We start from the raw sequence: 12,699 nt of genomic DNA, 5'->3' as shown, positions 1-12,699 counted from the left end.
AAATAAATACTCGATTTTTCGTTTAAAATTCCGACCTTTGCCGTTTATTTTTATTTAATTAGCTATGGCGGAAAAAATTATTATTCTTGACTTCGGTTCTCAGGTGACTCAATTGATTGCTCGCAGAGTTCGTGAACTTCAAGTTTATTGTGAAATACATCCTTACAATCATATACCTACCATTGACTCATCGGTCAAAGGAATCATTTTATCAGGTAGTCCATGTTCCGTTCGTGATGAGGATTCGCCTCGTGTGGATTTAAGTCTATTTGGCGAATTACCTATTTTGGGAATTTGTTACGGCGCTCAGCTTTTAGCCCATCAAGGAGGTGGATCTGTTCAGGCTTCTCAACATAGAGAATATGGTCGTGCTCATTTAACAGGCACCAAGGATTCAATATTGTGGGATGAAATTTCCACTAATAGTCAAGTTTGGATGTCGCATGGTGATACCATCATGGAATTACCTGCTCCCTATGAAATTATAGGTTCTACAGAAACAGTTAAGGTTGCAGCATTTGCTCATGCTACCAAACCTATTTTTGGTATACAGTTTCATCCTGAAGTAACTCATAGTACGGAAGGAAGTATCATATTGCGCAATTTTGTTGTGAAAGTATGTGCTTGTACCCAGGATTGGACATCAGATTCATTTGTAGAGACTACCGTAGCTCAATTAAAGGAGAAATTAGGCCAAGATAAAGTGGTGTTGGGTTTATCAGGAGGAGTGGATAGTTCAGTGGCTGCTGTATTGTTACATCGTGCTATTGGAAAGAATTTATACTGCATATTTGTTGATAATGGATTGCTTCGCAAGGATGAGTTTGAGCAAGTGTTGGAATCTTATCATTCTCTAGGCCTGAATGTAAAAGGAGTGGATACCAAGCAGCGTTTTTATGATGCTTTGGCTGGTTTAAGTGATCCAGAATTGAAGAGAAAGGCGATCGGTAAAACCTTTATTGATGTATTTGACCATGAGGCGCATGCTATTGAAGGAGTAGCTTGGTTAGGCCAAGGGACTATTTATCCAGATGTGATTGAGTCAGTATCAGTGAAAGGACCGTCAGCCACCATCAAATCCCACCATAATGTGGGTGGTTTGCCTGATTTTATGAAGTTGAAAGTGGTGGAGCCATTGAATACCTTATTTAAAGATGAGGTGAGAAAAGTGGGTAAAACCTTAGGTATTCCTCAAGATATCTTGGGTCGTCATCCATTTCCAGGCCCAGGATTAGCGATTCGTATTTTGGGTGATATCACACCAGAAAAAGTAGATATCCTTCAAAAGGTCGATGCTATTTTTATCAATGGTTTGAAGTCGGAAGGACTTTACGATCAAGTTTGGCAAGCTGGAGCAATTTTATTACCGATTCATTCCGTAGGAGTGATGGGTGATGAAAGAACCTATGAGCAAGTAGTCGCTTTGAGAGCTGTTAGTAGTTTAGATGGAATGACGGCGGATTGGTGTCACTTACCTTATGAATTCTTAGGAAAAATATCCAATGAAATTATCAATAAGGTGAAAGGGGTAAATCGAGTGGTTTATGATATTTCTTCTAAGCCACCAGCAACGATTGAGTGGGAATAATCAAGAAACTGGACAACATAAACGTGTTAAAAACGTTTCCGCTCCGTAACGCTGTCAGCGTTCTAAACGCTGCCAGCGTTGGAAAAAACGGAGCGAATTGATTTAAATTAGCTGTCAAACAAGCTCTGGGTTTAACCCCAGAGCTTGTTTTTTTATGAGGTTGCCTTTTCTGCATAAATGGCAGCTAAATGCACGATTGTCTCCGTCGCTTTTTGCATATCCTGAACACTCACCCATTCTTGTTTGCTGTGAAAAGCATGCTCACCAGCAAAAATATTAGGACAAGGTAAGCCCATGAAGGTAAGTCGAGAACCATCCGTTCCTCCACGAATGCTTTGCATTTCAGGATGTAATCCAGCCCTCCTCATGGCTTCCATGGCATTTTCCAGGCAATCAGGATGATGAACTAAAATCTCATTCATATTACGGTATTGTTCCGTTTGCTCGAATTGAACTTTAGAATGAGGGTAATTCTCCAAAACCTGCTGGGTGATTTCTCGTAGCAGATTACCGTATTCTTGAAGCTTTTCCGTCTTAAAATCCCGTAAGATAAAGGCTATTTCTGCTGTTTCTACACTACCAGAAATTTCTACAGGATGAATAAATCCCTCCATTTTTTCGGTAGTCTCAGGACTTAAGTAATCTTTAGGAAGTAAACTGACTATTTCAGAAGCTATTTTGATAGCGCTTTCCATGCGTCCTTTGGCAAAGCCAGGATGTTGAGATATACCTTCAATCCTGATGGTAAATCCATCGGCAGAAAAAGTTTCATTTTCCAAATGGCCTCTTTTTTCACCGTCTATGGTATATCCATATTGTGCATTTACTTTGGCTAAATCGACGTGATCAGTTCCTCTTCCGACCTCTTCATCTGGGGTAAATAGGATGGAGATGGGGCCATGAGGGACATTGGGATGTTGTACCCAAAACTGTACAGCATCCATGATTTCAGCTACGCCAGCTTTATTATCCGCCCCTAAAAGAGTTTTTCCGCTAGCCGTAATGATATCATGTCCTATTTGTTCTGCTAAATCGTGATGATCCTTTAAGCGAATGACTACCGATGAATCATCTGGTAAAATTAAATCTTGTCCTTGGTAATCTCGGTGGATTAAGGGCTTGACATCTTTACCAGAGCAATCAGGAGAAGTATCCATGTGCGCACAAAAACAAATACTGGGAATGGTTTGATGTATGTTGGAAGGCAAATGAGCATATACATACCCAAATTCATCCATATGGGCCGAGTCAATTCCCAGAAGTTTTAATTCTTGAACCAAAACTTTTCCCAAATCTTTTTGTTTCTCTGTAGTAGGACTGCTAGAGGAGTTGGGGTCAGATTGAGTATCAATTTGTACATAAGTAAGAAATCGCTGTGCGGAACTATAGGTGTACTTTTGGAAAAATTGGGAGATATTGGTCATAAAAACCGATTATTTTTGAAATATAGAAAGAAAAAATTGTGTTAAATAAATTTATTTTTTTTGGATTCATAAAGGTAATTAACCTTTCAAAATTACGTATTATCTTAGAGGCTTGAATTTTGCTTGAAGCAAAAAGCTTCCACTAAATTTAGAATCATACCAAGTTAAGCTTATAAAAAATTATGTCTCAACCGGCTACCATTAACCTCGAAGGTAAATCCTTTGAATTGCCTACTCTGGAAGGTACAGAGAACGAAAAGGCCATCGATATCGCAAAATTACGTGATTTGACGGGCTACATTACGTTTGATCCTGGCTTCAAAAATACTGGAGTTACTAAAAGTTCTATTACTTATTTAGATGGAGAAGATGGAATTTTGCGTTACCGAGGTTATAGCATTGAAGAATTAGCAGATAAAGCTTCGTTTTTAGAGGTGGCATATTTGCTTATTCATGAAGAATTACCTACCCAAGCTCAGTTAGATGCATTTTCTGCTGATATCCAATCTTATACTCAAGTTAATCAAGATTTGTTGAGGATATCTGAAGGATTCCCAACTAGTTCACATCCGATGTGTACTATTGCTGCATTGGTAGGAGCTATGTCGGCGTTCTACTCGACAGATGAAGCCGGTGATGATGAAAAAAGCGTATTGAGATTATTAGCTCAATTGCCTGTAATGGCCACTTGGTCGTATAAAAAATCCATAGGTGAAGGTATCGTAGAACCAGATACGTCCGTTGATTACTGTTCAACCTTCTTGCAAATGATGTTTGCTAAACCAGGGGAGAAATATACAGCGGATGCGGTAGTTTCTAAAGCCTTAAATAAGTTATTAATCTTGCATGCTGATCACGAACAAAACTGTTCAACCTCTACCGTACGTTTGGTAGGATCATCACATGCTAATTTATATGCCTCTATTTCAGCGGGTATCAATGCGCTTTGGGGACCATTGCATGGTGGTGCTAACCAAGAGGTGATTGAAATGCTAGAAGCAATTAAGGCCGACGGTGGGGATACAGATAAGTACATCGCCATGGCGAAAGACAAAAATTCCGGTTTTCGTTTGATGGGATTTGGTCACCGGGTGTACAAAAACTTTGATCCTCGTGCCAAAATCATTAAAATGGCGGCTGATGATGTGCTAACTGCGCTGGGCGTGAATGATCCAGTGTTGGCTATCGCTGCTCGTTTGGAAGCAGCTGCGCTAAGTGATGAGTATTTTGTTGCCAGAAAGCTTTACCCGAATGTCGATTTTTACTCAGGAATTATCTACCGTGCTTTAGGAATTCCTACAGATATGTTTACCGTGATGTTTGCCATTGGTCGTCTTCCAGGTTGGATTGCACAATGGAAAGAAATGCGTGCGAACAAGGAGCCAATTGGTCGTCCAAGACAAATTTATACTGGGGCAACAAGCCGTTCATTTGTTGAGATAACTCAACGATAGGCCTATTTTCCTAACGATTTTTAACAGTTCAAAAGCCCTTCCTCCGAAGGGCTTTTTTGCTTTAATGAGGTATTAGGGCTAATTTGCAAGCTTAAATGGAATGCATGACATTACAAATAAAGCCATATTTTCTTTTTGTCCTCCTTTTCATGGGGGTGTTTATTGAAGGAATATTAGCTCAAAATCAACAAGGAAAAGCCTCTTATTACCATAAGAATTTAAGTGGTAAAAAGACATATAGCGGAGAACGTTATAATTCCTATTTATTCACGGCAGCTCATAGGAAATATCCGATGGGAACCTGGTTAGAGGTCACTAATATAAAATCGGGGATCAAGTCCTATGTGCGCGTCAATGATCGAGGACCATACCAAAGACGTTTGTTGATTGATGTGTCATTTAGTGCTGCCAAAGAATTAGGTATTGTAGGAGCAGGAATCGCTCCCGTTCATATTCGTCCACTGGAAGATGCCGACTTAAGCGATACTCTTTTAAGCTTCTTGAAAAAAAGGGATAGCCTCATTTTAGAGGAGCATCCTTATACGGTTTATGTCAAAAAGGCGAAGAAAAAGAAGAAGAAGTCAAAAAGAAAAAAGAAGAAAAAGTGATTAGTTAGTAGGGATTACATGCTATTGTTTGCGAATCATGTTGGCTGAGGTTCTCGAAGCCAACATTTAACATAAGATTGCTAATCCCTATTATCTGTCATTCGACATGACCCTGCGGTTAACCTCTCCATGTAGAATGTAAAATGAAGCATTTAGAATTTTTTCAAAAAAAGAAAATCCATGTGAATTAATGAAACGAAAAGTATGTTAAACTCTTTTGAATTCATCAATTTTCAGAAGCTTAACTTTCTTTGGCATTTCTTTTTTTTCATAAAAAAAGAAAATCCATGTGAATTAATGAAACGAAAAGTATTTTAAGCTCTTTGAATTCACCAATTTTCAGAAGCTTAACTTTCTTTGGCATTTCTTTTTTTTTATAAAAAAAGAAACAAAAAAAACAGAAGAAAGACGGTTAATCCTAAGACGAATTCTGCTGCGCAGAACCGATTGTCACTCCGCATACGGCTTTAATCTTTGACGCTTAGCTTTAGCCTACGCACTAGGTCAAAGATGCGCCTTCCGCTTCGCTCATGCTGCGTTCCCATCTTTCGTTGGGATTAACCTCTCCATGTAGAATGTAAAATGAAGTTTGTAGAATTCAAAAATTGATAAACCGGTCAATTCTAATTATGGAAGTACATGTAGAATGCTATTGTTTGCGAATCATGTTGGTTGAGGCTCTCTAAGATGGCTGAGGCTCTCGAAGTTGGCTGAGGTTTTCGAAGTTGGCTGAGGTTCTCGAAGCCAACATTTAACATAAGATTACTAATCCCTATTATCTGTCATTCTACATTCTTCACTCCACCTTATCCCTCAATAGAACAATTTCAATCCTTCGATTCCATTTCCTAGCTTCTGTTTGATTAGTCGCTATTTTAGGTTTTAGAAAGCTGAGGCCCTTTGTTAAAATCCGACTTGCATCAATGCCTTGATTGACTAAGTAAGTTTTGATAGTATTGGCCCTCTTTTCTGATAGAATCTGATTGGATTTGGCTTGGCCTACTTCATCGGTATGACCTCTGATTTCTATTTTTTGTTGAGGATTTTCATTCAAGAATTTCACGAGTTTAATTAAACTAGTAGGAATAGGAGTGGGGATGGTCCATTGATTCGATGCAAATTGTATATCATCAAAGCTGACATCTTGAAATTTGATTTTGGGAACTTCAATTACTTTGGGTTCTACCTGAATAGCGATTACCTTTTTCTCCAACCAAATGGAATGTGGAATGATGATGCGATGTAGTTCTTCTTCAGTAACTTGACCCACCTTATTTCTTGAAATGAAATATTCATTTTCATTTATACCTAAACATATTCCAGCCTCGTTTCCTGAGCTATTTAATTCAAGTACGTTTTTTGGTACAGTCCACTGCCCACTCTCAAATAGACTTTGGTAATAATCCAATCCTCCTTTCCCCCCTTTTTTATCACTAGAAAAGAGTAAAACATCCCGTTTTTCTAAGTAATAGGGTCCTTGTTCATCGGAAGGGCTATTGATTGGAGCCCCTAAATTTTTGGCCATTTTCCAGCGTCCTTGGGCATCTTTTTCACTCATCCAAAGGTCTCTTTTGCCTTGTCCACCCGGTCTATCTGATGAAAAATACAATTTCTTGCCGTCCTGACTTAGATAAGGTTGACCCTCCCAATCATGGGAATTAATCAGTATTCCAAGATTTCTGGGCTTAGTCCAACCGCCATTGACCCAATTACTTTCATACAAATCACAGCCACCAAAGCTATTTCGGTATTCACAGCCCGAAAAGATTAAGGTATTTCCATCTTGGGATAAAGTGGCCGTTCCTTCATTAGTATCTTGGTTAAGGCTTGTGATGGCTTGTGGCTGAATGAATTTTTCCCCATTCCAAGTGGCTACTTGTAACTCTTCATCCGATTGATTTCCTCGGCTTGTAAAAAAAATTTCTTTCCTGGCAGGAGAATAATGAGGGAAATACTGTGCTTTTTGAAGATTGAGCTCGGTAATGGGTGCCGATGTTAGGCTATCTGAGGATAATCCCCACAGACTGAATGAAAAAATCCAAGCCGCAAGCATGTGTTAGGGGATTTGTAAAAACTTATGTGTTTGAACCGAAATCTGCCAACGAGGATTTTCTTTGACAAAATCGACAATCAAAGGATTCATTTCAACTTGTTTAGACCATTCTGGCTGCATCAACCAAAGGCTTTCCAAGGGTAATTTGGATGTCCAAGATTGTGACCAAGCAATATCAGAAGGATGGAAAATGACAACCTTAAGTTCGTCGACCAAAGGAAAAATATCAGGATTCGGTTCTTTGAATTTCTTTGGGGAGAAACATACCCAATCCCATACACCCGTTATTTGTTTACCTACTCCTGAAGTTTCGATATGGGTTCTAAAGCCAGCCTCTTGCAAGGCTTCAGTTAGTGGGTTTAAATCATGCATCAAAGGTTCTCCACCAGTTATAACAACGATTCTACCCGGGAATCCAGATGCTTCTTGAACTAATTCAGCGACTGTTTTAATCGGATGGGTATCTATGGGCCAAGATTCTTTCACATCACACCAATGGCATCCCACATCACAACCGCCCAAACGAATGAAATAGGCCGCATGGCCTTGGAATTTTCCCTCACCTTGAATTGTGTAAAAAGATTCCATCACTGGATACTCAAAAGCATCTCTTTTTACAACTGATTTTATATCTTTGGTGTTTGATTGCATGCAAGGCTAAAATTCTAAGTAAAATTAAGCTTTGATTTGTAATTTAACTAATAAGAAATCGTTCTTATAGACAGGATCGATTTTTTATTTTTCTCTTAAAATGATCAAGAATCAAACATTCCGCATTTTTTGGATGTTTTTTATAGGAACCCTCCTAACAGTTGGGATGAGTTCTTGTTGGTCAGCACGCTGTCCCAGAGATACATGTCGTGTACGGGTTGAACACCGTCATGGAGAGAGTTATTATCGACCTAGAGAAGCATTTTCTTGGATGTGGACTCCCCGCTATAAGCACGTGAGAACTTCCAACTACGCGACCATAGGACCTAATAAGCCTACAAAGAAAAGAGCTTGGTATCAATTTTATAAACCAGCTAATCGTGTAAGTTCCAAGAAACCCCGTTAATTATCATGCCTAAAATTGCACTTGCCGCCGGGGTTCTCAACCAAATACCTTTGGATTGGAAAGGAAATCAAGACCGTATCATTTCGTTAATTCAAGAAGCCCAACAAAAACAAGCTGGAATACTTTGCTTACCCGAGCTTTGTTTAACAGGCTATGGATGCGAAGATCAGTTTTTATCTGCTTATACCTCAGAGAAAGCCTGGGAGTCTTTGCTTCAAATACTTCCACATACCCAACAAATCTTAGTATGGCTTGGTTTACCTGTTTTTTTTGAAGGGAAATTATATAATGTAGCCGCCTGTTTGGCCAATAAAAAGTTGATTGCTTTAATTCCAAAGCAACATTTAGCCAATGACGGTGTGCATTATGAAACCAGGTGGTTTAATCCTTGGCCTGCGCAAAAAAGAAGCTTCATTTCCACCAATTTGGGAAATATTCCGATAGGAGATTACCGCATTCAAGCGGATGGAATCAGTATTGGAATAGAAATCTGTCAAGATGCCTGGGAAGGAGAAAATAGACCTGCTCACGCTCTAGCCAAGCGTGGTGTTTCGGTTCTTTGTAGTCCTACGGCTTCACATTTTGCTTTTGGCAAATCTAAAACACGTCAAAGATTAAGTATTGAAGGTTCCCAAATCATTCAAGGTGCTTATGTCTTTGCTAATTTATTAGGAAACGAATCAGGAAGAACCATCTTTGATGGAGATGCCTACATTGTTCAAGATGGAAAAATTGTTGCTGAATCTCAGCGATTTAGTTTTAAAGATAGCCAATTGATTTTGGCTGCTGTTGATGTAACGAGTGAAACCAATACTGCAGAAGACCTTCTATCCGCTGATGTTGAATGGCCCGTATTAAATCAGTCATATCCGAGCTTTGAAGCCGCTTCATGGGAATATTCAGAGAATATCAAAGATGAGGAATTTGCTCGAGCTGTTAGTTTAGGGCTTTGGGATTATGTCAGAAAATCACATTCCTTTGGTTGGGTTATTTCACTTTCTGGTGGAGCTGATTCATCAGCGATAGCTACCTTATGTTATTTAGCCATGCAATTGGCCTATAAAGAGTTGGGATGGAAGGGTATTCAAGAGAAAATGAATTACATTCCTTGGATTAATGGCATTTCTTCTGAAAAGGATTTTATAGCTCGTATGTTAACGACAGCATACCAAGGAACCGAAAATTCATCTGATCAAACCCGCGCGTCTGCCAAGGCTTTGGCTGAATGTATTGGCACAACCCATTATGATTGGAATATCGATGTGTTGGTTCAAGAATATCGTGGCATCATTGAGCAGGCTATTGGTCGTACCCTGAGCTGGGAAAAAGATGATATCACCCTTCAAAATGTACAAGCTAGATTACGTAGCCCTAGTGTTTGGATGCTAGCAAACATTAATAATGCTTTATTATTAGCGACTTCCAATCGTTCTGAGGCTTCAGTAGGTTATGCTACCATGGATGGAGATACCTCAGGTTCCATATCACCCATAGCTGGAATTGATAAGACTTTTATTCGTCAATGGCTTATTTGGATGGAAAAGTCAGGTTTGGATGGCACATTAAGGATGTACGGTTTATCTCATGTGAATTCATTAGAACCAAGTGCCGAATTAAGACCTTTAACATCTAAGCAAGTGGATGAGGAAGATTTAATGCCTTATCCTATTTTGAATGCCATCGAACGCTGGGCTTTTTATGAAAAACTTTCACCAGCAATATGCCTACAAAACCTAATTCAGGAATACGGTTCGCATTTTACGGAAGAACAACTAACAGGTTTTTGTTCACGATTCTTCCGATTATGGGCTAGAAACCAGTGGAAAAGGGAACGTTATGCACCAGGTTTTCACGTGGACGACTATAGTTTGGATCCTAAATCATGGCTTCGTTTTCCAATTTTATCCGCAGGATTAGAAAAAGATATTAAACCCTAACACATGCTCTTAGTTGTCGATATTGGAAATACGGACATTGTTTTTGGATTTTATACCGAAGGCGATTGGAAATTGATATTAAGAACACCTACCCATCAGCCTTGGACTACTTTGAGGATGGAAAATTGGATTCGTCAGGAGTGGTTAGAGAAAAATATTGGTTCATTGAAGCCTCAAAAACTGATCATTTCTTCCGTAGTACCTGCTGTTTCCTATCATGTTCAAAAGGGGTTAGAAAACTGGTTGTCAATATCCGCCGATATCATGTCGCCTAAATTGTACAAGAAATTCCCCATTGACATTATTTCTCCAGATGAAATAGGTTCTGATTTGGTAGCCAATGCCGTTTATGCGCATCATGCCTATCAAGCAGATGTGTTAATTGTTGATTTTGGAACGGCATTAACTTTTACCTTGGTGAATGCTCAAGGAAAAATGGAGGGGGTTTCCATTGCTCCAGGACTAAAAACGGCAGTCAAATCTTTGTTTTCTCAAACCGCCCAATTGCCTGAAGTACCTCTAGAAATGCCTCATTCTGCGCTTGGATTCGATACGGTCAGTGCTATTCAATCAGGTATATTATGGGGATATGTGGGTATGGTAAAAGAGATGATTCATCGGGTCAAAGATGAGAAAGGACAACATGTCAAAGTATTAGCTACTGGTGGCTTATCTTCCATTTTAACCCCATTAGAATCCTATTTTGATGAGGTGAATAAATTAATAACTCTGGAAGGCTTACGTCTGATTTCAGAAAATTACATAGATTAATATGGTATCGTCCCCGAAAGAAAGAGGCTTTTTTTTTCCTGCTGAATGGCATCCTCATGAAGCTACTTGGATTACTTTTCCTCACAATGACCATTCTTGGCAAGGAGATAAGTTGTCCAACATGTATCCTGAGTACTTTGCATTGATTAAAGCAATTTCACAAGGAGAAAAAGTGAAAATTAATGTCAATCATGAGGCCCTGAAAGATTTCATTTTAGGAGAATTACTTACTTATAAAATTGATCCTCAACAGGTTGAATTATTCATTCGTCCTACGAATGATGCTTGGTGCCGTGACCATGGTCCAGCATTTTTAATAAAAAATGATAGCTCTGAGCGATTGTTGATCGATTGGGGATATAATGCTTGGGGAGGGAAATATCCTCCATTTGATGCTGATAATCAGATTCCACAGGCTATTGCTCAAGATTTAGGTATTGAATTCCAAAGTCCTGGAATTATTATGGAAGGAGGATCTGTGGAATTTAATGGAAAAGGCACCGTTTTGACTAGCCGTTCCTGCTTATTAAACCCCAACCGTAACCCGCAACTGAATCAGGCACAAATTGAGAATTATTTGAAAGGATATTATGGTGTTGACCAAGTGCTATGGGTTAGTGATGGGATTGTAGGGGATGATACCGATGGACATATTGACGATACGGTTCGGTTTGTCAATGAAAATACGGTTATTACCATGGTTGAGCCTAATTTAGAAGATGAAAATCATGCTGTTTTAGCTCAAAATTTAAGCGAATTGAAAGAAATGAGGCTATTGGACGGTAGCCCGCTCAATATCATAGAAATACCCATGCCAGAGGCCGTAGTGATTGATGAATTTAGAGCCCCGGGATCTTATGCCAATTTTTATATTTGTAATGCTGCAGTCATTGTACCCATTTTTGATTGTCCTCAGGATGCCGTCGCATTGGATATTTTATCTCAATTATTTACGGACAGGCCAGTAATAGGACTTTCAGCTAGAGAAATAATTTGGGGACAAGGAAGTTTTCATTGTTTGACTCAGCAAGAGCCTAAGGCAGCTTTATGATAAAATACCTAATTTTTTTGCTAAGTATAGCATTGATTTCTTGTCGAAAAGAGGCAATTCCTGTTAAAACTGTTGTACCAGAAAAGAAGCCTGTTATTCAAGATAAACTGGTGCAGTTTCGTTGGAATCAAATTTTAGCAAAAAATATTCAAGAAAATATCACCCAAACCGATGAGCTATTGCTTGTTTACTCGGTAGTAGCTATCGAAAATCAACAAGTTGTGCAGATCCAGCAGTTCTCACATTATCTCGGAAAAGTTAAGCAAGGAACAATTGTTACTTTGAAAGATATACCTTCATTGTCCATCAAATTGAAACCCGGTCAAAGTTTGGGTGTTCAAACGACATTGTGGGAAGTAGACGATTATCAACAGGTTCAACAGCTATTGAGGCAAGTCAATCAGTGGGGTGGAGTATTGCAAGTTCCAGTGTCATTATTGGAACTATCATCAGTGTCTAATCCATTCGGTTGGTTTATGTGGGGTTTAAGAGCAAGTGGTCTAGGAATGGAATTATGGAGCAAATTGGATGGAAATGATCGCTTGGGTATTTCCGAGATGCAAATTCCTTGGGATAAGGTCAGCCGTTTGAATAAAAAAGGTACTTGGAAAAGTGGACCTAAGATGCTTAATGACTATCACTATGATTTCTCTTATGAAATTAGCGTAAGGGATTGATGAATTAAAGGGTTTATTTAGGGATTATTCGTAATTTTATAAGCTTGTTGTCGTTTATAACCCATTGGACAAGCAAAAT

The 12,699-nt window shown here is 39.0% G+C and carries 11 protein-coding genes; 8 read left to right on the top strand and 3 right to left on the bottom strand.

From position 1 onward, the window contains the following. Positions 1-64: 64 nt before the first annotated feature. Entirely contained in the window at positions 65-1,588 is a 1,524-nt protein-coding gene (gene guaA / locus G9H65_RS12230; protein ID WP_166375625.1) for a glutamine-hydrolyzing GMP synthase, read from the top strand. A gap of 152 nt (positions 1,589-1,740) precedes the next feature. On the opposite strand, the gene pepT is transcribed toward guaA, so the two are convergent. Further along, positions 1,741-3,012, bottom strand: coding sequence for a peptidase T (gene pepT, locus G9H65_RS12225; RefSeq protein ID WP_166375624.1), 1,272 nt, complete (start codon positions 3,010-3,012; stop codon positions 1,741-1,743). 182 nt (positions 3,013-3,194) lie between these two features. Between pepT and G9H65_RS12220 the strand changes: the two genes are divergently transcribed. Continuing rightward, positions 3,195-4,466 carry a citrate synthase gene (locus tag G9H65_RS12220; protein ID WP_166375623.1) on the top strand — a complete coding sequence of 424 codons (1,272 nt, stop codon included), beginning with the start codon at positions 3,195-3,197 and terminating at the stop codon, positions 4,464-4,466. Between the two features lie 104 nt (positions 4,467-4,570). Next, complete coding sequence (locus G9H65_RS12215) at positions 4,571-5,074, top strand: septal ring lytic transglycosylase RlpA family protein (protein ID WP_166375622.1); 504 nt, start codon at positions 4,571-4,573, stop codon at positions 5,072-5,074. 796 nt (positions 5,075-5,870) lie between these two features. Here the strand turns inward: G9H65_RS12215 and G9H65_RS12210 are convergent. Together G9H65_RS12210 and G9H65_RS12205 are read right to left on the bottom strand one after the other, a co-directional pair. Beyond that, positions 5,871-7,127, bottom strand: coding sequence for an OmpA family protein (locus tag G9H65_RS12210; RefSeq protein WP_166375621.1), 1,257 nt, complete (start codon positions 7,125-7,127; stop codon positions 5,871-5,873). 3 nt (positions 7,128-7,130) lie between these two features. Further along, positions 7,131-7,778 carry a 7-carboxy-7-deazaguanine synthase QueE gene (locus G9H65_RS12205; RefSeq protein ID WP_235927510.1) on the bottom strand — a complete coding sequence of 216 codons (648 nt, stop codon included), beginning with the start codon at positions 7,776-7,778 and terminating at the stop codon, positions 7,131-7,133. Positions 7,779-7,878: 100 nt separating this feature from the next. On the opposite strand from G9H65_RS12205, the gene G9H65_RS12200 reads away from it, so the two are divergent. The 5 genes from G9H65_RS12200 to G9H65_RS12180 are packed head-to-tail and all read left to right on the top strand — an operon-like array spanning position 7,879 to position 12,620. Further along, a complete protein-coding gene (locus tag G9H65_RS12200; RefSeq protein WP_166375620.1) occupies positions 7,879-8,184 on the top strand; it encodes a hypothetical protein in 306 nt (101 codons plus the stop codon). 5 nt (positions 8,185-8,189) lie between these two features. Further along, the gene (locus G9H65_RS12195; RefSeq protein ID WP_166375619.1) at positions 8,190-10,121 is read left to right on the top strand and encodes a nitrilase-related carbon-nitrogen hydrolase; all 1,932 of its coding nucleotides are present in this window, start codon (positions 8,190-8,192) and stop codon (positions 10,119-10,121) included. A 3-nt stretch (positions 10,122-10,124) separates the two neighbouring features. After that, positions 10,125-10,892, top strand: a complete 768-nt coding sequence (locus G9H65_RS12190; protein ID WP_166375618.1) for a type III pantothenate kinase — start codon at positions 10,125-10,127, stop codon at positions 10,890-10,892. Between the two features lies 1 nt (position 10,893). Continuing rightward, a complete protein-coding gene (locus tag G9H65_RS12185; protein ID WP_166375617.1) occupies positions 10,894-11,943 on the top strand; it encodes an agmatine deiminase family protein in 1,050 nt (349 codons plus the stop codon). Beyond that, on the top strand, positions 11,940-12,620 hold the full coding sequence (locus G9H65_RS12180; protein WP_166375616.1) for a hypothetical protein: 681 nt from the start codon (positions 11,940-11,942) through the stop codon (positions 12,618-12,620). The genes G9H65_RS12185 and G9H65_RS12180 overlap by 4 nt, the downstream gene beginning before the upstream one ends. The last annotated feature ends 79 nt before the right edge of the window (positions 12,621-12,699 follow it).

Source organism: Aquirufa ecclesiirivi (assembly GCF_011250515.1).
GTDB classification, from domain to species: domain Bacteria; phylum Bacteroidota; class Bacteroidia; order Cytophagales; family Spirosomataceae; genus Aquirufa; species Aquirufa ecclesiirivi.
The sequence above is the reverse complement of the archived record's forward strand: the minus strand, read 5'-3'. Positions and strand labels throughout refer to the sequence as shown.